Origin of the sequence: Salinivibrio sp. HTSP (assembly GCF_003390965.1) — a bacterium.
Taxonomy (GTDB): domain Bacteria; phylum Pseudomonadota; class Gammaproteobacteria; order Enterobacterales; family Vibrionaceae; genus Salinivibrio; species Salinivibrio kushneri.
In genome coordinates this window covers 1-20,327 of the sequence record NZ_PXUD01000004.1, presented here as the reverse complement: position 1 = coordinate 20,327, position 20,327 = coordinate 1, and the positions used below count along the sequence as shown (strand labels likewise).

20 protein-coding genes and 1 pseudogene are annotated in these 20,327 nt (G+C 50.9%); 18 read left to right on the top strand and 3 right to left on the bottom strand.

Features of this window, described 5'->3' with window-relative positions:
* Positions 1-10: 10 nt before the first annotated feature.
* From C7A19_RS00900 to C7A19_RS00890, 3 genes are all read left to right on the top strand, one after another.
* Entirely contained in the window at positions 11-244 is a 234-nt protein-coding gene (locus tag C7A19_RS00900) for a DUF3283 family protein (protein WP_077486630.1), read from the top strand.
* Between the two features lie 502 nt (positions 245-746).
* Positions 747-2,657: a methyl-accepting chemotaxis protein gene (locus C7A19_RS00895; RefSeq protein ID WP_116643902.1), complete on the top strand. Its 1,911-nt coding sequence runs from the start codon at positions 747-749 to the stop codon at positions 2,655-2,657.
* Positions 2,658-2,822: 165 nt separating this feature from the next.
* A complete protein-coding gene (locus C7A19_RS00890; RefSeq protein ID WP_116643901.1) occupies positions 2,823-3,200 on the top strand; it encodes a hypothetical protein in 378 nt (125 codons plus the stop codon).
* Here C7A19_RS00890 and C7A19_RS00885 read toward each other — a convergent pair.
* Together C7A19_RS00885 and C7A19_RS00880 are read right to left on the bottom strand one after the other, a co-directional pair.
* Positions 3,175-4,635, bottom strand: coding sequence for a potassium transporter TrkG (locus C7A19_RS00885; RefSeq protein ID WP_116643900.1), 1,461 nt, complete (start codon positions 4,633-4,635; stop codon positions 3,175-3,177). The two genes, C7A19_RS00890 and C7A19_RS00885, sit on opposite strands and share 26 nt — an antisense overlap.
* A gap of 235 nt (positions 4,636-4,870) precedes the next feature.
* Complete coding sequence (locus C7A19_RS00880; RefSeq protein ID WP_116643899.1) at positions 4,871-6,673, bottom strand: DEAD/DEAH box helicase; 1,803 nt, start codon at positions 6,671-6,673, stop codon at positions 4,871-4,873.
* Between the two features lie 351 nt (positions 6,674-7,024).
* Between C7A19_RS00880 and C7A19_RS00875 the strand changes: the two genes are divergently transcribed.
* From C7A19_RS00875 to C7A19_RS00865, 3 genes are all read left to right on the top strand, one after another.
* Entirely contained in the window at positions 7,025-9,007 is a 1,983-nt protein-coding gene (locus tag C7A19_RS00875; protein WP_116643898.1) for an exoribonuclease II, read from the top strand.
* A 215-nt stretch (positions 9,008-9,222) separates the two neighbouring features.
* On the top strand, positions 9,223-10,452 hold the full coding sequence (locus tag C7A19_RS00870) for a GGDEF domain-containing protein (protein ID WP_116643897.1): 1,230 nt from the start codon (positions 9,223-9,225) through the stop codon (positions 10,450-10,452).
* Positions 10,449-10,931: an NlpC/P60 family protein gene (locus C7A19_RS00865; protein ID WP_116643896.1), complete on the top strand. Its 483-nt coding sequence runs from the start codon at positions 10,449-10,451 to the stop codon at positions 10,929-10,931. The genes C7A19_RS00870 and C7A19_RS00865 overlap by 4 nt, the downstream gene beginning before the upstream one ends.
* Here C7A19_RS00865 and C7A19_RS00860 read toward each other — a convergent pair.
* A complete protein-coding gene (locus tag C7A19_RS00860; protein WP_116643895.1) occupies positions 10,922-11,518 on the bottom strand; it encodes a DNA-3-methyladenine glycosylase I in 597 nt (198 codons plus the stop codon). The genes C7A19_RS00865 and C7A19_RS00860 overlap by 10 nt on opposite strands.
* Before the next feature lie 193 nt (positions 11,519-11,711).
* Between C7A19_RS00860 and folM the strand changes: the two genes are divergently transcribed.
* The 12 genes and pseudogenes from folM to C7A19_RS15715 all read left to right on the top strand — a co-directional run.
* Complete coding sequence (gene folM / locus C7A19_RS00855) at positions 11,712-12,410, top strand: dihydromonapterin reductase (RefSeq protein ID WP_116643894.1); 699 nt, start codon at positions 11,712-11,714, stop codon at positions 12,408-12,410.
* An 18-nt stretch (positions 12,411-12,428) separates the two neighbouring features.
* Positions 12,429-12,797, top strand: a complete 369-nt coding sequence (folX, locus tag C7A19_RS00850; RefSeq protein WP_197075784.1) for a dihydroneopterin triphosphate 2'-epimerase — start codon at positions 12,429-12,431, stop codon at positions 12,795-12,797.
* 111 nt (positions 12,798-12,908) lie between these two features.
* Positions 12,909-13,448, top strand: coding sequence for a cytochrome b (locus C7A19_RS00845; RefSeq protein ID WP_116643893.1), 540 nt, complete (start codon positions 12,909-12,911; stop codon positions 13,446-13,448).
* Complete coding sequence (locus tag C7A19_RS00840; RefSeq protein ID WP_046075932.1) at positions 13,445-14,014, top strand: YceI family protein; 570 nt, start codon at positions 13,445-13,447, stop codon at positions 14,012-14,014. Before C7A19_RS00845 ends, C7A19_RS00840 begins: the two co-directional genes overlap by 4 nt.
* A 145-nt stretch (positions 14,015-14,159) precedes the next feature.
* A complete protein-coding gene (locus C7A19_RS00835) occupies positions 14,160-14,933 on the top strand; it encodes a transporter substrate-binding domain-containing protein (protein ID WP_116643892.1) in 774 nt (257 codons plus the stop codon).
* 37 nt (positions 14,934-14,970) lie between these two features.
* Complete coding sequence (locus C7A19_RS00830; RefSeq protein ID WP_158014697.1) at positions 14,971-15,678, top strand: HAD family hydrolase; 708 nt, start codon at positions 14,971-14,973, stop codon at positions 15,676-15,678.
* A 235-nt stretch (positions 15,679-15,913) separates the two neighbouring features.
* Positions 15,914-16,771, top strand: a complete 858-nt coding sequence (locus tag C7A19_RS00825; RefSeq protein WP_275937822.1) for a metal ABC transporter substrate-binding protein — start codon at positions 15,914-15,916, stop codon at positions 16,769-16,771.
* Positions 16,758-17,639 (top strand): ATP-binding cassette domain-containing protein, encoded by an 882-nt coding sequence (locus tag C7A19_RS00820; RefSeq protein WP_069362891.1) that lies wholly within the window; start codon positions 16,758-16,760, stop codon positions 17,637-17,639. The genes C7A19_RS00825 and C7A19_RS00820 overlap by 14 nt, the downstream gene beginning before the upstream one ends.
* A complete protein-coding gene (locus C7A19_RS00815) occupies positions 17,636-18,481 on the top strand; it encodes a metal ABC transporter permease (RefSeq protein WP_116643890.1) in 846 nt (281 codons plus the stop codon). Before C7A19_RS00820 ends, C7A19_RS00815 begins: the two co-directional genes overlap by 4 nt.
* Positions 18,478-19,359, top strand: coding sequence for a metal ABC transporter permease (locus C7A19_RS00810; RefSeq protein WP_116643889.1), 882 nt, complete (start codon positions 18,478-18,480; stop codon positions 19,357-19,359). Before C7A19_RS00815 ends, C7A19_RS00810 begins: the two co-directional genes overlap by 4 nt.
* Before the next feature lie 165 nt (positions 19,360-19,524).
* Entirely contained in the window at positions 19,525-19,767 is a 243-nt protein-coding gene (locus C7A19_RS00805; protein WP_069588744.1) for a type II toxin-antitoxin system ParD family antitoxin, read from the top strand.
* 205 nt (positions 19,768-19,972) lie between these two features.
* Positions 19,973-20,327 (top strand): annotated as a pseudogene (locus C7A19_RS15715) (transposase); the annotation flags it as partial.

Sequence of the window (20,327 nt, the reverse complement as noted above, 5' to 3'; positions counted from 1 at the left end):
GAGATGTGCTATGGACGTCAACTTGGCGAATTTACCTGCCGACGAGAAACAAAAAATTGAACTCGATAAACAAGCTGCCTACGCCGTATGGAAGGTAGTGAATAACCAAGCGCCACAAACCCTTTACCAGCAGGAAGCCAGCGCCTTAGTCGATTGGCAGCGCGAGGTGTATCTCGCCAGTGTAGAAAAATACCGTGCACAACCTGACGCCTTTATCATCCCTGAGACCGCTTCCTCCGAATAAGGTTTTACCAGCACCTTCGCATCGGTGCTGGCACCTGTCAGTCAGCGTACGCCACACGGTTTTTATTGCCGACATCATTACGCCAAGCTTTCATACGTCTCAACCCCTCACCACTGTTTGGTTTTACCTTACTCGCTGCTGATAGGTGCTGAAAATAAAGCACTTATATCAGTAAGCCTCTTACACGGCGTTTAAAACCCGAATCTCTGTCTTTATTGCCTAATAATTCCTTCATCAAAACAGCACCAAATTGTTATACACTTTTCATCGATCAACTAGCAAAAACCGCCCCCTCCCTCTATTGTTATTCTTATCAAAAATTTCTTTTTTTATTTGGCACAAAGGCAATATAAGCACTAATTTCAAATAAGCGTTGGCTGGGTGACTCCTGGTTGGGCAACAAAAAACCGCATAAAAAAGCGGACAATACACGCACACCAAGCACAGGAATCACCCTTACTTTTTAGACAGGCAAACACGCGCTCAGTAAGGGGTAATTGTCATGACCTTAGGGTTTAAATCACGCATTATTTTGGGGGTCGGGCTGCTCGTCACCCTCTCGCTGGTGGTTCTCGGTTCGATCAATGCAATGTCATTACGTGACAAAATGGTCAGTGCCTTGGTCGAACAAACGAAAAACAAGGTTGATCACCATGTGCTTGAATTAGAGCAATTAGTTCAGTCTCAGCTCACTGCGGTAGAGCAAGGTGCCGGGCACTTCTCGAGAAATTTGACCGAGCCTGAGAATGTCGCACAAGTCCGTATGCTCGCGGACACCGCCGGTATTGCCAATGTGATCATGACCTACGAAAACGGTACGTCGTACATGTCTAATCACAATGGTAATGGTGTGACCACCAATGAATATAACTTCCGAGACCGAGACTGGTACCGCACGGTTAAATCCGATCAGTCCATTCACTTGACTGACATTTACACGGACAAGGTCACCGGTGAAAAAGTGATCAGCGCCGTGGCACCAGTGTTTGAAAACGGCCAGTTTATCGGCGCGCTGCTTGGTGATATTCCGTTAGAAGATGTCATCACACAAGTCAGTGAGATGCGCTTTGCAGGGGGCGCGGCTACACTGGCGGATCAAAACGCCGTGTTTTTCGCGAGTGATGATCCTAATGATATCGGCAAGACCCCCTCGCAGGTAAGCGCGAACTTTGCACAGATGGAAAGCATGTTCCGCAGTAGCGAGCAAGGTCACCTCACGTTCCCCTATTTAGGCATTCAGTTTGATGGCTATTTCCAACGCGTGAATTTAACCGAAGACAGATATTGGACGCTGATGGTCTTTGTCGACCAACAAACCGCCTTGGCGGGAGTTCGCGATGCCCAATTCGAATCGATTGGCACCGGTGTTGTCCTCCTTATCGCCAGTCTGGGTGCCATTTATGCGATAATTCAGTTTTCGTATCGCCCCTTACTCAAACTCAAAGAAGCGGTATTGGATCTGTCGCGCGGCGAAGGGGATCTCACCGCTCGCCTTGACGTGAACGGCAATGATGATTTGGCGCAAATCAGTGACGGCTTCAACCGCTTTGTCGAGAACTTACAAGGCATGATATTGAGCGTCGCCGAGTCGAGTCAGGCGATCTCCGCCAATATCAGTCAGCTTTCCCAAACGACCAGCGAAAACGAATCTGTGCTCGACGCGCACTCCTCTGAAACCGAGCAAGTGGTCACCGCTATCACTCAAATGAGTGAGAGCGCGCGAAACATTGCAGAAAACGTTTCTCAGTCAAACAGCATCACCGCCTCAGCCAGTAAAGAGGCCAACCAGTCACTCAAAGTGGTTGATAACGCTGTCGTCACGGTCAGTGCATTGGTTGATGAAGTGGAAGAAATGTCTGGCCGAATCACCAGCATGAACAAAGATGCGAATCGGATTAGTGACGTGCTGACGGTAATTGGCGAAATTTCCGAACAAACGAATTTGCTGGCGCTCAACGCGGCCATTGAAGCGGCGCGCGCTGGCGAGCAAGGCCGAGGTTTTGCGGTGGTTGCCGATGAAGTGCGAGCCCTCGCCGCTCGCACGCAAAGCAGCACCACGGAAATTTCCGAAATGCTTACCGCGTTACTCGATGGCACCTCGAGTGTGGTCGAAGCCATGGAGAAAACCAAAGAGCAGTGTCAGACCACGGCAGACAAAACCTCTGAAGTGTCTAACAGCTTGACCATCATGAGTTCGTCTGTCACGGAAATCGACGATGTGAGCACCCAAATCGCCACGGCCACCGAGCAACAAAGCTCTGTCGCCGAAGAGCTGAGCAAAAACATGCTGTCGATTCGGGATATGGTGAATAAGCTGGTAGACAGTGGCAATCAAACCACCGCGGCCACCAAGTCGCTGACTCACTCGAACGAAGAGTTAGACCGCATGGTTCACAACTTTAAATTGCAATAAGTCAGCAAAGCCCTGTATCTCAGCGGGATTGGCGTTGCAAGGCCGCGGCGCCATATCCCGTACCAAGCAAAACTCGGCTCAGCACGACACAAGCCGACTATGGCTGACGTTCACCCGATTAGGCAGTACATGACTGCCTGCTTCCTATTGGCGAGGGTTGTACCTATGTCTCGTTCTTTTCCAACACACGCGTTAACCACGACGTTTGCCCAACAATACCAAACCATTCGCCAACACTTTTTCGATCGTGACCCTGATCGCTGGCCCGTCTATCGGACGCCAGAGCTGGCTCATTGGTTGGAGAACGGCATGCATCCTGTTGTGGCCGACACGGCGAATCCATTGAGCCAACAAACGCATGTTCCCGAACAAAGTGACATTAGCGCCACGACACTGCCTCATCTGGCACGGCAAGCCGCCACCTACTCCAAAGATTGGACATCACCCCGTGCGGTGGAAAACGTGATCACCGCCCCCTGCGATCCGGCGATACATGGGGCTCTGCTTGTTGGTCTAATTACCAACGCCAAAAGTGCGGCATAAACAGCGCCAATACGGTGAAATACTCCAAACGCCCTAAGATCATGGCAATATTTAGGATCCAAATGCCCGTATCTGTCACTGGTTGGAAGTTACTGCCTACTTCACCAAAACCTGGCCCAAGCACATTGATACAAGCGACCACGGCAGTAAATGCCGACCAAAAATCGAGCCCGGTCATCATCATTAATAGGGTAAACACACCGGTAGTCAGCGCTGCCAGCGACATAAATGCCATCACCGCTTGAGTCACATCGCTCGAGACCACCTTGTCTTGATAACGAATCGGGATCACGGCCGAGGGGTGTACCAGTTGGTGTAATTGGCGACGAATGATTTTAAAAGTGACAATATCACGGATCATTTTATTGCCGCCGGCAGTAGACCCCGAGCAGCCGCCAAGATAGGCACAAAACACCAAGAATAAGGCGGTTGCCGCTGGCCACGAGCTAAGATCCGCGGCCCCAAACCCGGTACTGGTAATAAAAGAGACCACATGGAACGCCGCAAAGCTTAGTGATACCCAGAGCGATTCATAACGCGCTTCACCATAAAGGTAAAAACCCAGCACTAGGGAGAGACACGCCACCACAATCAAAAATACCCGTGACTCTTCATCATCGATATACAGTTTTAAACCGCGCCAACCGAGACGGAAAATACGAAAATGCAAACCAAAATTGATCGCGCCCAGCAGCATAAACACATTAGAAATCATTAAAATAAGGTGGCTTTGAAAATACCACATGCTGGCATCGTGGGTAGAAAACCCCCCCGTTGAGACGGTAGAAAAGCTATGTGCAATCGCATCGTACGCGCTCATCCCGGCCACATAATAGGCCAGCGCACATGCGATGGTGATCACCACATATACCCCCCACAAATAGTGGGCTGTTTTTGAAATGCGGGGGGAGAGTTTTTCGTCTTTGATTGGCCCGGGCGTTTCCGCTTTTAATAGCCGCATGCCACCCACGTTGAGCATTGGCAATACCGCGACCACGAAGATCACCACGCCAAGCCCCCCCATCCATTGCAAAAATTGGCGGTAGAGCAAGAACGAAGCAGGCATATTGTCCAAGCCACTTAAAATGGTGGCCCCTGCCGTACTCAAGGCACTGATCGACTCAAACGTGGCATCAGTAAAGTTAACCCCAGTGACCAACTCTATCGGAATACCACCCAGCAACCCCACCAATATCCAGGTCAGCGTCGAAAACAGTAAGGCATCGCGAAAGGTGACCTGATTGAGTTTGCTTTGCCGAAAAAGCCACGAGATGGCCAATGATGAAATCATCATTAGCAAGGAAGGGTAAAAGAAGTCGGTTGAGACACCATCGCGGAAAATAAAAAGCGATAAGAGTCCAAAAACAAATTGGACAACACCCATCCATAAAATAGGCATGCCAAGCAGACGCAGGGTATTTTTAAAGTTAATCATGACAGAGGCAACTCATCATTAACACGCTCGTGGTTTATCGATCCATCGCCACCACGCGTAGCGACAAACAGTGGCGTGACGCTTATCACCTCACCGTTTAACTATATCGGTCTTATTCCTGAATGTCATGGTGGATTAAAGACCTCATATCTACGTCGTTAATACCCTGCATACAAGGCATTACATCGCAGACACGTTACAAAAAAGCCGGGCTTCACTGCCCGGCTTCCTAATTTTACTGTGCTTGACGACGTTCGCCGCGCGCAGAGCCACCACGACGCTCGTTGCCGCGGTCGCGGTTGAAACGACGTTCGCCACGGCCACGCTCATTACGGCCACGACCGCCACCATTGCGGTCACCACCACGACGCTCGCGCATGATCTGACCTTCAACACGCTGTGCGTTGGTCTCTTTTTGGCGAATACGCAGCTTTTGCAACTGTGCAAACACGTCTTTCGGCATGGTTTTCGGCAACTGTACAAACGTATGTGCCGGGGCCAGTTTGATCGCACCAATGTTTTGCTTGTTTAGGCCAAGTTCATTCGCGATAGCACCCACAATATCTTTAACCTGAACACCTTGCTCACGACCCACGTCCAATTGGTACGTATCCCAATCAGCTGGGTTGGTGTCACGACGGTCAGTGCCATTTTGACGATCGTCACGACGACGTTCACGGCGTTGTTTCTCACGCTCCATCGCTGCAATCATCGGGTCTGGGCCCTTGTAGAACAATGGACGCTTGCCTTGCTGGCGTTGTAACAGCATCGCTGCCAAGGTGGTTGCATCCACGTCGATATCGTTTTGCAGTTGCTCAATCAGCTCAACGAAAGGTGCCATGGCATCGCCATCTTTCTTTTCAGCCAACTCACCGGCTAGCTGAGCGACACGTGCTTCCGCCACTTTATCGCGGTTTGGCAGCTGAATTTCTTCCATCTTGGTCTGCGTGACACGCTCAACCGTGCGCAGCATGCGCATTTGGTTAGGGCGCACCAACAGAATCGCTTTACCCGCGCGGCCAGCACGGCCAGTACGACCAATACGGTGAATGTAAGATTCAGCATCAAACGGAATATCATAGTTAAATACGTGAGTGATGCGCGGTACATCAAGGCCACGTGCCACGACGTCAGTCGCGACCAAAATATCAATCACGCCACGCTTTAAGTGATCAACCGTGCGCTCACGCAGTGACTGTGGAATATCCCCGTGCAGTGCCGCCGATTTAAAACCACGCGCTGACAACCAGTCAGCAAGACGCTCGGTGTCTTGGCGGGTGCGCACAAAGACGATAGACGCATCAGTGTCTTGCGTTTCTAGCAGACGGCTCATCGCTTCGTCTTTTTCAACACCTTTAACCACCCAGAACTGCTGCTCAACCTTCTCAACCGTACGGTTGCTACCCGCGACGTCGATACGCGCCGGCTCACGCAAGAAGCGATCAACGATTTGTTTAACGATAGGCGGCATGGTTGCCGAGAACAGGATGCGCTGTGCACTCTCAGGCGCTTGCTCCATGATCCAGGTAACATCGTCCACAAAGCCCATCTTGAGCATTTCATCCGCTTCGTCGAGGATAAAGGTATGCACTTCGTCGAGTTTCAAGCGATCGCGGTTGATCAAGTCTTTCACACGTCCTGGCGTACCGACCACGATATGCGCGCCGCTTTTCAGCGCTTTCATTTGGTCAACAATCGACGCACCGCCGTAAATCTCAAGGACTTTTAAGCCTTTGATGTTTTGTGCCAGCGTCTTCATTTCCGCCGCGACTTGGATGGCAAGCTCACGCGTTGGTGCCATAACGATAGCTTGTGGCTTACGCTGGCTTAAGTCGACTTTGTTCAACAGCGGCAGCGAGAATGCAGCGGTTTTACCCGTACCGGTTTGTGCTTTACCGAGCGCATCACGGCCTTCGAGGAGTACAGGGATAGAAGCGGCTTGGATAGGTGTGGGGGTTTCAAAGCCCATTGAGTCAAGCGCAGACAAAAGGGTGTCGGCCAGATCTAACTGGCGAAATTTGGTTACAGATTCTTGCATTGGGATCCCAATCTATAGAGTGTAGCGAAACGGGGCCCCTCAAGCGTTCTGCTCAACCATGCAACACTGTCTGTCATACAGTGTCAGTCACCAGCGCCATGGGCCTCGGTCATTAAGGATGTGCATTCTGCGCTATTTACACTAAAAAAGCCAGAAAAAGTTGAACAAGTTCACAAAATTTGCGGCATGTGAGCAGGTTTATAGCAATTTGTACATAGAGGCAACAAAGGTCGCGGTCATTCTCCGCACTTTCCATACGTTTAAATCGAGTCACAGGATTTTAGTGTCACGGGTTGGTTTTGAAACAGTGAATCCGTATAGTGTGGCGATCCGTTTATCGAGACCCGAGTTATGTTTCAAGACAATCCCCTGCTAGCACAGCTAAAGCAACAAATCCAAGAAACCTTGCCGAAAAAAGAAGGCCAGGTAAAAGCCACCGAAAAAGGCTTCGGCTTCCTCGAAGTTGATGACAAGACCAGCCTTTTCATTCCGCCTCCTTATATGAAGAAAGTGCTCCACGGTGACCGTGTTGAAGCCTTTGTTCGCACCGAGAAAGACCGCGAAGTGGCTGAGCCGGATACGCTGGTAGAAGCCAGCTTAGATCGCTTTATTGGCCGTGTGCAGTGGATCCGTAATCGTCTCAACGTGGTTCCCGATCACCCGCAAATGAAAGACGCCCTGCGCGCAAAGACCCAGCGTGGCTTGTCGCAAGACAACTTGAAAGAAGGTGACTGGGTCGTCGCGTCCCTCATCCGCCATCCACTGAAAGGCGATGACAACTTTATGTGCCAGGTCAGTGAAAAAATCACTGATGCGGACGATAAAATTGCGCCTTGGTGGGTCACGCTGGCAAAACATAACTTGCCCAACCAAGAGCCGGCCCCAAAAGATGAGTGGCCACTGCTGGAGCAAGGACTCGAACGTCGCGACCTGACTGATTTACCGTTTGTGACCATCGACAGTGAATCCACCAAAGACATGGATGATGCCCTGTATGTGAAAGCTAACTCGCAAGGTGGCTCTACCATGACAGTGGCCATTGCTGATCCAACGGCATACATTGATGCCGATGAGGCGCTTGATAAAGTCGCGCGTGACCGCGGGTTCACGATTTACTTGCCTGGGCGCAATATACCAATGCTGCCGCGTGATCTGAGTGATGACTTATGTTCACTGCGAGCCAACGAAAAGCGTCCGGCGCTTTGCTGTACCTTCAATATCGCTGCCGATGGTACCATTGCCGATGACGCAGAGTTCTTCTCGGCTTGGATTCAGTCACATGGCCAGCTGGCCTACGACAAGGTATCTGACTATATCGAACAAGGCGAACAGGCTGCATGGCAACCAGAAACACCGGCCATCGCCGACCAAATTCATCAGCTTCACCAGTTTGCACTTGCTCGCATTGAGTGGCGTGAGACGCATGCGGTGACCTTCCCCGACCGTCCTGATTATCGCTTTGAGCTCAGCGAAGACAACGATGTGATTGCCATCCACACCGATCAGCGCCGCATTGCCAATCGGATCGTGGAAGAGTCGATGATCAGCGCCAACATCTGCGCAGGCCGCAAGCTTCGTGACGCATTCGGATTTGGTATCTTTAACACACACGCCGGCTTTAATAGTGAAAAGCTCGACGACGTGGTCGAGCTGGTGAAAGCGCACGACGGCGAGGCGGACAGCGAAAGCCTAGCCACCGTCGAAGGCTTCAGCGCACTCCGTCGCTGGTTAAACAGCCTAGATACCACCTATCTCGATAATCGCTTGCGCCGTTTCCAAGCCTACAGCGAAATTGGTCATGAGCCAGCACCACACTACGCGATGGGCCTAGATGTCTACGCCACGTGGACATCACCTATTCGTAAATACGGCGATATGATCAACCACCGTTTGCTCAAAGCGATTATTCGCGGCGAAACAGAGGCCAATGCCCCGGCCGATACCGTGGGTGAAGAGCTTGCCGGTCATCGTAAGCATCACCGGATGGCCGAGCGCGATGTCGCTGATTGGCTCTATACCCGCTTGCTCAAGCCAGAAGTGGAAGCGCAAACCCGCTACACCGCGGAGATTTTTGACATCAACCGAGCCGGAATGCGTGTACGCTTGCTGGAAAATGGCGCGCCTGCCTTTATTCCATCGTCGTTGATTATGGATAACAAAACGCGGATTGCTTGTGATAAAGAGACGGGCACAGTGACTATCGACGATAATGTTGAGTTCAAGCTCGGTGATAGCCTAGAAGTGGTAATTGCCGATATTAAAGAGACAACACGCTCGATTGTGGCCAAACCGACCCAAGTATTTACCCTGCCTGAGGCGTCACAGAGCGAATAGACCTGTTCTCACTCTAACCGCGCCCGTCGTGCAAAATGTCCGCAGAAAGCCAAGCATCGCTTGGCTTTCTTTTTGCCCCCAAAATGATAGTCTAATCATTAAAATAAACTGACTCGCTAGACCATTACAGTTATCACATTCTCAGCGTCAGGCCACTCCCTAAGCAGCTATCCGTGGTACGTTAATGGTGTTACCTCAACCCAATAAGAGGTTTCATGGGATTTTTGCGTTCATCCGTGGTCCGTATGGGGACGCCCATTGTTTTACTGCTGCTGCTTGCCGCGAGCTATCAACCCTTGATTGCCTCGCTAGCTCCCTATTACAACTTAATTTACGCAGCGCCGTATTTTCTGTTATTCACCGCGCTCCTTTTAAGCCACTTATTCAAAAGCGCCCGCGTCGGTATGATGGTGGTGATCTTATTAGTGGGATACACAGTGATCCTCACGCGACTACAATCGCCACTCAACCATGGCACGACCTATATGGAGTACTTGCTGCTCACGGTCGCGCTACCGATTAACTTGCTGTATATGATCATCGTGCGCGATCAAAAACTCACCTCTCGATTTGGCCTGTTCTTTTTCCTCGCCATTGGTATGGAAATCGGCTGGTGTGCGCTTCTCGTGCAGCAATTCGGTGAGCTGTCTATCTCTCTCCATCAACACCCGGTATTAGTCAGAATAACGTCAGTGAGCCCCATGCCACTGCTGCTGATCGTGCTGCTTTCTATTTTGGTCTGTGTCAGTATCATTCGACTGTTGCGCAAAAATAGCATTGAGGATCATGCTGCTTTTGTCAGCGTGTTATGCGGTGTCACAACCTTGGTGTTTTTTAATGTGCCTTTTATCTCTTCGCTGATATTTTCGTTGGCAGGTGTGTTATTGATTGCCAACCAGGTATCGCTCAGCCACCAACTGGCCTTTATTGATGGGCTTACCGAAATTGCGGGGCGTCGCGCACTTGAAGACGAGCTCAAACATCTGGGCCGCCAATATACCCTCGCGATGCTCGACGTTGACCACTTTAAAAAATTTAATGATAAATACGGTCACGAAACAGGCGATGATGTCCTTAAGCTCGTCGCCAAACATATGGCACATTGTGAAGGAGGCGCCAGTGCCTTTCGTTACGGCGGTGAAGAATTTACCTTGTTGTTTAAAGGAAAAACCACCGAGCACTGCCTACCGTTTCTTGACGCCCTGCGTGAGGATATCGCCAATTACCCCTTGGTTCTACGTGATACGTCTCGTCCCCATGATGACAAACAAGGCCGGCAAAAGCGCGGACATGCAAGCCAAAACAAACCGGTCAATATAACTGTCAGCATTGGCTATGCTGATGCCTCGCAAGCCGACACCCCCGACGAGGTATTACAGTTGGCAGATAAAGCCTTGTACAAAGCCAAAGAGGCCGGGCGTAACTGCATTAAGGGCAGTGTATGAAACATTGGTTAGTGATATTTGTTTTTACCGTTTTTCTGGCAGGCTGTGCGACGCAGCGTGACGCCGCAACGACAGCTGACATGCCCAGTTCGGACAAAACAATTAGCGATCACGCGCTAGACCAGGCACTCACTCAACTTTATCGACAGTGGCAAGGCACACCTTATCGTTGGGGAGGCACCTCACGCCAAGGCATCGATTGCTCAGCGTATACGCAACGCGTCTATCAAGACGCGCTCGCCACACCACTACCGCGCACCACCCACGGCCAAGCAAAAACCGGCTATGCCATTGACTATCAATCTGCACGCCAAGGCGATCTGGTGTTTTTTCATATTCGCCCTGGCCTTCGCCATGTCGGCATCTTTCTAGGTGGACAGCGGTTTATGCATGCGTCCGCCTCAAAAGGCGTGACAGTGTCACGATTGGATAATCCCTATTGGCAAGCGCGCTTCTGGCAATTCCGCCGTTATTTCTGAGGCGAAGCTTTTACCGAGTTAGCCAGTTCGCAACAGGGTTGGTAGCGCGGACACGTGACGACATGATCATTGACCATACCAAGCGCTTGCATCAGCGAATAGCAAATCGTCTCGCCCACAAATTTAAACCCGCGCTTTTTCAAAAAGCGACTCATAGCGCGGGACTCGTCGGTCGCGGTCGCCACATCGGCATCCGATTGGTGCTGATTCACAATCGGTACACCGCCGGTAAACTGCCACAGTGCCTTCGCCAAGGATCCATACTCTTCCACCAGCGTCATCGCCGCCTTAGCATTGGTAAACACAGAGGCCACTTTCAAGCGATTGCGGACAATCTCGTGGTTGGCCATGATCGCCGCGATGTTCGGCTCGGCCACGTTGGCGAGTTGATAGAAGTCGAAATCGGAGAACGCGGCACGATAAGCCGCACGCTTTTGTAGGATGAGACGCCAACTCAGTCCTGCTTGTGCGCCCTCTAAACAAATAAACTCAAAGATCGCTTGATCATCAAACGTTGGCACGCCCCACTCGCTATCGTGGTACGCACGCTCAGCCTCGCTTTGTTGTGCCCATTGGCAAATGTCCATCTTTGACCTCACCCTTGTTATACAAATTTACGCCAACGTTTTGTTGCTTGTGGCACGAAATCAGCGACTTAACCATGTAAAGGCTATCGTTTCTCGGAAGATCACGCTATCTTTGATCGCGATAAGTTTTTGAAACGTAATAGATCGGTTGCTCCGTGTTGTTGATGACACTCATAAACAGAAAGGAAACTCCGTGACAAAAAAGCATTTCTTGATCACCGGCGCCGGGCAGCGTATCGGCTATGCACTGGCCTGCCACTTTCTCAATCAGGGTCACCAGGTAACGTTATCTTATCGTACCGAGCGCCCTCAAGTAGCTGACTTACGGGCGCGCGGCGCACACTGCCTGCAAGCGAACTTTTCCTCTGATGAGGGCGTTTACGCATTTATCACGTCGCTCGATGCGATGCACCCGACCTTTGATACCGTGATACACAACGCATCGTCGTGGGATAGCGAAACGCAAAGCCAAGATATTGCCACGTTATTCGATAACATGATGCAAATTCATGCCAAAACACCTTATCTCATAAATATGGCTGCGTCGCGCTGGATGCAGCAGGGCGATATTATTCACCTTACCGACTATGTCGCACAAAAGGGCAGCGCAAAACATACTGCCTACGCGACTAGCAAAGCCGCGTTAGAAAATCTCACACTCTCGTTCGCCCAAAAGCTAGCGCCACATATCAAGGTAAACAGCATTTCACCTGCGTTGATTATGTTTAACGAGGGAGATGATGACGCCTATCGTGACAAAGCTCGTCGTAAATCGATTTTAGGCACTGTACCGGGTGAACAAGAGGTAGTGAATGCCTGCGAATTTATTCTCGCCAGTCAGCATATGACTGGCCAGTCTATCAAGTTGGATGGCGGACGCCATCTCATTTAATTTTGTGACCAGGGAAAGATTATGAACGACGCTGTTATTAAAGTAACGAACCTGCGCCTGCGTACTTACATTGGTTTTAATCCTGACGAGCAAGAGAAGAAGCAAGATGTAGTGATCAATGTTGAGATCCACTATCCCGGCCACAAAGCCTGTGAAGAAGACAACGTGGATGATGCGCTCAACTATAAAGTGATCACCAAAGCAATCATCGATTATGTCGAAAATGGTCGTTTTTTATTGCTGGAGAAGCTTGTGGCAGGCGTGCTAGACATTGCGCGTGATCATCATTGGGTGCGTTATGCGCAAGTCACCATTGATAAACCCCACGCACTCCGGTTCGCCGATTCTGTTTCACTCAGTTTAAGCTGGACCGCCGACGAGTCCTAACTCAGTCAAGAGTTCGTTAGAATTATTCGAACATCTTGTTCAAGGGGAAACGGTTCTGAATTACCATTCACCCTATATACTGTGTTGGCATAGTGAATAGGAGCAGCAACGATGACAACGAAAACGGGCTACGATCTGGTGATGCGTACGCTACACTGGCTATCAACGATTGTGATTATCGGCCTTTTCGCTGTTGGTCTCTGGATGGTCGATCTCAGCTATTACAGTAGTTGGTACCAGACGGCGCCGCATTGGCATAAATCAATCGGGTTATTGCTCGCCCTTGCCACCTTGTTTAGGCTCGTGTGGAAAGCGACACACACCATGCCGGCGGTCGAGGGCAAAGCGTGGGAGCGTAAAGCGGCAACGGCTGGGCATCATACTATTTATTTGTTGCTCGCTATTTTATTTGTCTCCGGCTATCTGATCTCAACATCAGATGGACGAGGCATCGATGTATTCACCTGGTTTACCGTGCCAAGCGCCGGTGAGCTTTTCCCCAATCAGTCAGACATTGCTGGGGATGTACATTACTACGTTGCCATTACCTTGATTGTGTTGGCCGCTGGCCATGCAGTCATGGCACTTAAACACCACTTTATTGATAAAGACAACACGTTACGGAAGATGATCGGAGGAAACTCGAAATGAAAAAACTCATGTTAGCCATGGGAATGAGCGCCGCGACACTCTTATCTGGGCCTGCACTGGCAGACACTTATATGATTGACACCAAGGGCGCACACGCCTCGGTCAACTTCAAAGTGCCACACCTAGGTTACAGCTTTATCAAAGGTCGCTTTAATCAGTTCGACGGCCAGTTTGAATTCGACCCAGACAACATTGGCGCATCCAGTGTCTCTGTCACTATTGATACCACCAGTGTCGATTCTAACCACGCCGAGCGTGATAAGCACATTCGTAGCGGTGATTTCCTGGATGTGGGCGAATATGGCCAAGCATCCTTTGAAAGCACCAAGGTCACCGACAACGGCGACGGCTCGATGACCATTGCAGGCGATCTCACCTTGCATGGTCAAACCAAGCCGATTGAAATCGACGCAGAGCTGGTTGGTCACGGTGAGGATCCCTGGGGCAACTACCGCGCAGGCTTTATGGGTAACACCCGCCTGGAGCTAGAAGACTTCGGGATTCCTACCATGGGCCCTGCCACCTATGTTGATATGGAGCTTCACGTCGAAGGTATCCGTCAATAAGCGGCGAGTCTCTCACCATCCGAATACAAACGCCCCGGCATCTGCTGGGGTGTTTTTTATCGACCACTAAAACATTCACTATACTCATGAAAAGCGACGCCTTGGTCTGGCGATGATATCCATTGTTCGATAAGGATGACTGTCTATGAGGCCCACCTTTTTTAAGCGTTTTTTCCTCGTTTTTGCTCTCTGTATCTTCACTCTCTCTGCGTATGGCAAGATTAAAATCATTACCGCAGTGAACGACGCCTGGCCACCTTACGTCACCCGCGATAATGCAAGACCGGGCTTTTCTGTTGAAATTGTCACCGCGGCACTCCATACGCAAGGCTACGATATCGAATTTCTACTCTTCCCTTGGGCGCGCGGCTTACACGAAGTCAGAAACGCACGCATCGACTTAATTACCACCACCTGGTACACCGACGCACGCAGTGAATATCTCGTTTACAGTGATCCCTATTTCGCAACCAATATCGATATTATGATGCGAAAAGATACAATTTTTGATTATAACGGCCCTAAAAGCCTCACGGGAAAACGGATCGCCAGTGTACGTGACTACGGCTATGATCAATGGTTTTTAGACGCAGAATATTTTCAGCGAGTGGAAACAACATCGCTGATGTCGAGCTTACAAATGCTCGCCGCCGATCGTATTGATATTGCGATTGGCAATCGCTTTGTGATGCTACAAGAGCTCAAACCGTTAAACCTCGACGCTGATGATTTTCACTTTTCACCCACGCCGATGATCAAAAAGCACATCCATGTCACTGCCGCCAAAGCCAACCCCAACGCCAGCAAATACATCCAAGCGTTTAATCGCGGATTAGAAATAATCAAACAAAATGGCACATTTGACGATTTGAAAAAGAAATACGGGCTGATCTTACCAGACGATACCACTGCAGAGTGAAACCCAATCGTCATAGTTGTTGGCTAGGATGGACGGCATGAAAAACAATCAGCAAGTAGCTATGACGGCACCTATCAACATCGCATTTTTCGATCTCGACGAAACCCTTATCGCCACTGACACCAAGCAAGCGTGGCTTGAGTATCTTCGCCAGCGCGATCTCGCCCCACACAATGTGGTTGAACAAGAACGGCAAGCTTATCTCGATTTCAAAAAAGCGCGGATTAACCTTGAGCAATACATGCACGTTCAGCTCACGCCAGTGAAGGGGCAATCGACCCAAACTGTCGAGCGCTGGGTCACTGATTTTATCGATAGACAGGTCGCACCGGTCGTGGTGCCCCAAGCATTAGAGCGGATTGAGTGGCATCGCAACCGTGGTGACCACTGTGTGCTGGTGTCTAATACCGCCGCGCACTTGGCAAGACCGATTGGCGAACTACTCAAGCTCGACACCGTGATTGCGATTGAGCTAGAAACCATAAACGGTGTGTATACCGGCTCCATTTCTCATTGTGTGCGCGATTTTCGTGGTAAGCATGACTATATGCAGGCATGGCTATCTGACCGCCATGATACCGTGGGCCATACCTACGGCTACAGTGATTCGCACTGGGATGTCCCATTGCTTGAGCAAGTTGATAACGCATTTGCCGTCAACCCCGACCCACACTTAAGCCTGCATGCGCAAGAAAAAGATTGGACTATAATGGAGTGGGCCAGGCACGACACCATTCGTGATTGAGTGCGCATGCTCACTGTCAGCAACCCCATATGGGCGGTGGCAATGATTGATTGCCGCAATGAATGGGCGCTATCGGCGCCTTTTTTTCAACACCTACTTGAGAATGATTATCATAACCGTTATCTTTAACGTATGATCGGCTGGCGACCTCACGCCGTAGTCACACGCATAATGAACGAGATTAACGCTTATGAGAAAACACCTGCTAATTATTGCGGCGCTCTTGCTCTCTCCGATGGCGCACGCCGACCAATTAAAACACGCGGACAAGCTAAAAGTGGTGACCAGCTTTACCATTTTGGCTGATATGGCCGCCAACGTAGCGGGCGAGCATGCCGAGGTAGTGTCTCTCACTAAACCCGGCGCGGAGATCCACAATTACCAACCCACTCCGGGAGATATTCTGCGTGCGCAAGGTGCGGATGTGGTGATGTGGAACGGGTTAGGCTTAGAGCGCTGGTTCGAACGTTTTTTCCAGCACATTGATAAGGTGCCGAATGTGATCTTATCTGACGGGGTGGAGCCGATTGTGATTGCCTCGGGCCCATATCGTGGCAAGCCCAACCCCCACGCGTGGATGTCGCCTTCCGATGCCATGCGATACGTTGATAACATCGAGCAAGCCCTGACTAAGTACGACCCTGCCAACCAAACGCACTACCAAGCCAATGCCAAAGCCTACAAGGCGCAAATTCAAGCCGTGTTCGCGCGTGCGCAAGATACCTTATCCGCTGTCCCCGAATCCCAGCGTTGGCTAGTAAGCAGCGAAGGCGCTTTTTCTTATCTCGCGCGTGATTTAAACCTCAACGAAGCCTATTTATGGCCGATTAACGCCGAGCGCCAGGGCACACCGCAACAAGTTCGTGCGCTGATTGATACCGTGCGAGAACACCAAGTGCGCGCTGTCTTCTCCGAAAGTACCGTGTCTGATGCGCCCGCCAAACAAGTCGCCGCAGAAACCGACGCACACTATGGCGGCATTTTATATGTCGATTCGCTCAGCAGCGCTGACGGACCCGTGCCTGACTATCTATCCTTACTGACAGTTACCACAGAAACCGTGTTAGCGGGGTTACGCCATGACGCACTATGATTTAACCGACGGCACGCCCAGTGTGTTAGATGTCAACGAGGTGCGTGTCGTGTATCGAAACGGCCTGTGTGCCCTTGAACACGCCAGCTTCTCGCTGCCCGCGCAAACCATTACTGCCCTAGTCGGTGCCAATGGCAGCGGCAAATCCACCTTGTTTAAAGCGATCATGGGGTTTGTGAATCCCGGCAGTGGCAGCATTGCAGTCAACGGCACACCAATCAAGCAAGCGCAAAAAGCAGGCTTGGTCGCTTATGTGCCTCAATCGGAAGAGATTGATTGGTCGTTCCCGGTGTTAGTGGAAGACGTGGTGATGATGGGCCGCTACGGCAAGATGTCGTTTATGCGTCGCCCCAAAGCGGCGGATCATCAAGCGGTGGATGAGGCCTTAGCCCGGGTTGGTATGACAGCCTTTCGCCAGCGGCAAATTGGTGAACTGTCCGGCGGACAGAAAAAGCGCGTTTTCCTCGCCCGTGCGCTGGCTCAGCACAGCCCGCTGATTTTACTGGATGAGCCTTTTACTGGCGTAGATGTCACCAGTGAAGAGTCGATTATGCGTTTGCTGCTCGAGCTCAAAGACGAAGGCAAAACCATTTTAATTGCCACTCATAACCTTGGCACCGTGCCCGACTTTTGCGATCGTACCGTGTTGGTCAATCGCGCGGTGGTGGCAGGCGGACACACCGAGCATGTTTTTACCACCGAGAACCTGAGTGCCATTTTTGGCGGCAAACTGCGCCAGTATGTCATGCCTAGCGATCAGCTCCACCAAGACGCCGACCCGCGCGAACTGTCGGTTATTTCCGACGATGAACGACCTTTGGTGGTGTATGGCAAGCGCGAACAAAGCGCGCAGGAGCGGCGCGAATGAGCTTACTCGATCCCCTCGCCTATCAATACATGCAAAAAGCATTGCTGGTCACTACCTTGATTGGTGGCGTGTGCGGCTTGCTCTCCGCCTTCTTGATGCTTAAAGGCTGGTCGCTAATGGGCGATGCCCTCTCTCATGCGATTGTACCGGGCGTTGCCGGCGCTTATATGCTGGGCTTACCCTTTTCACTCGGCGCCTTTGTTGCCGGCGGCATGGCCGCGAGCGTGATGCTGTTTTTGCATCAACGTAGCCACATCAAACAAGATGCGATCATCGGTTTAATTTTCTCGAGCTTTTTCGCCTTCGGGCTCTTTTTAGTCTCGATTTCGCCCGTCGCAGTCGATATTCAACAAATTATGCTGGGCAACTTGCTCGCCATTGCCCCGCTCGATGCGGTGCAAATGCTGATCATTGCCTTGGTGAGCCTCACCGTACTCGCGGTGAAATGGCGTGATTTTATGCTGACCTTTTTTGATGAAAGTCACGCCCGCTGCATTGGTTTACCCGTAGTGGGGCTCAAAGTGCTGTTTTTTGCGCTGCTCAGCGCTTGCACCATGGCGGCACTTAAAAGTGTCGGTGCCTTTTTGGTGATTTGCTTAGTGATCGCCCCCGGCGCCACCGCCTATTTATTGAGTGATCGCTTCGGGCCCGTGTTGGTACTGAGCGGTGTCATCGGTACATTCACCTCACTATTTGGGGTGTACATCAGCTATTTCGCCAACCTTAACGCCGGCGCACTGATTGTGCTGGCCCAAGTGGGACTCTTCTTAGCCGCCTTTGTGTTTGGCCCCAAACACGGGATCCTCGCGCGGCGCGCCAAACGTCAGGAGGCACTGCAATGAATCCGTATCAACTGACTTTTATGCAAGATGCTTTGCTGATGGCCGTCTTGGTCGCGCTGCCTTGTGCGCTGCTTTCTTGCTATTTGGTGTTAAAAGGCTGGTCATTAATTGGCGATGCCGTGGCACACGCGGTGCTGCCGGGGTTGGTGCTAGCAAACTTATTTGGCCTGCCGCTGATTGTCGGCGCCTTTGCCGCGGGCTCCGCATGCGCCACCAGTGTGCATTGGCTCAAGCAAAATAGCCGTGTGAAAGAGGACACCTTACTGGGAATTGTGTTTTCTGGCTTTTTCGCGCTGGGGCTGATTTTGCAAGGCCAGTTCCCGTCTGATTTGCACCTTGATCATATTCTATTTGGCAACCTGTTGGGAATTAACCACCAACAACTGCTCACCGCCGCGATCACTGGCTTAGTCGTGCTTGCGCTGGTACTCCTTAAAGGGCGAGATTTAATGCTGCTCTCGTTCGACCCCGCACAAGCTAGCGTGCTCGGGCTCCCCGTACAAAAGCTTCACTGGCTCCTGCTCTCGGTAATGATTGCCACTATTGTTGCCGGCTTACATGCAGTGGGGATCATCTTAGTGGTGGCGATGTTGATTGCACCGGGCGTCACCGCCTTTATGCTCAGCAAACAATTTAGCCGCATGTTATGGATTGCCTGTGCCATCGCTTTAGTCACCGCCGTGGGCGGCGTGACCTTGTCGTTTTACCTTGACAGCGCACCCGGCCCGACCATTGTATTGCTGCTCACCGGCTGCTTTGTAGTGACCTTTGCATGGCAGCAATATCAAATCCACCGCAACCAACAACGCTCACAGCCGACGCACCAAGCTACAAAAGCAACGCGCTCTGCGACAACGCATTCAGCGCAATCGCACTGACCGGCTTCGCGACGGATACAGCAACACCCCAGCCTCCGCAGTGCGCGAGATAGAGCTCGCGCACATTGCTCGTCGCATAGGTTTTATCGCCCATGGCCGTCATCTTGCCTTCACGCACGCCAAGTACCATAATTAGGTATATATTGGTATCAACGAGTTCTAACCATGGCAAAGAATACAAGTATTACCTTAGGTGAACACTTCGATGGCTTTATCGCTAGCCAAATCGAAACGGGGCGTTACAGCTCGACAAGTGAAGTCGTTCGCGCCGCACTGCGTTTACTCGAAAACCAAGAGACAAAACTGCATACACTGCGTCAACTTCTCGTAGAGGGCGAACAAAGTGGCGATGCTGAGTATGACATCGATAACTTTATCCAAGAAATCGATGCCGAAGACACGCAATGAAGCCATTTACGCTGACTATCGCCGCTAAAACGGACATACTAAAGTCGTTCTAATCGCGCACTTCACCCCACCAACCCAATTCGCTCCTTGTGTTCTAGCCCACTTCTTGTACCCACCTCACAAAATATGGCTTACCTAACACTTTGGTAGTGTTCAAAAGTCTGTGTCACTCCTATAGTTAACCCTCAACAGGGAGTGATACTCAATGTCCGACAAATACGAAATTGATATTCAAGCTTTTGCTAAGGCACTGCAATCTGGACAAGACCTCAACGGGAAAGATGGACTGCTAACGCCGTTGATTAAACAGATCACCGAAGCTGCTGTGGCCGCTGAGATGGATGAACACCTGACCAAAGAGGGTTAGCCTAACCGCAAAAACGGTGTCTCTCAGAAAACCATCAAAACCGCTTCAGGCTCGTTCGAACTAGACACGCCCCGTGATCGCAACGGCTCTTTCGAGCCGCAGACCGTTAAGAAGTATCAGACTCGGTTAACGATGAGATGGAGCGTAATATCATCTCATTATTTTCTCGTTCCCACGCTCCCGCGTGGGAATG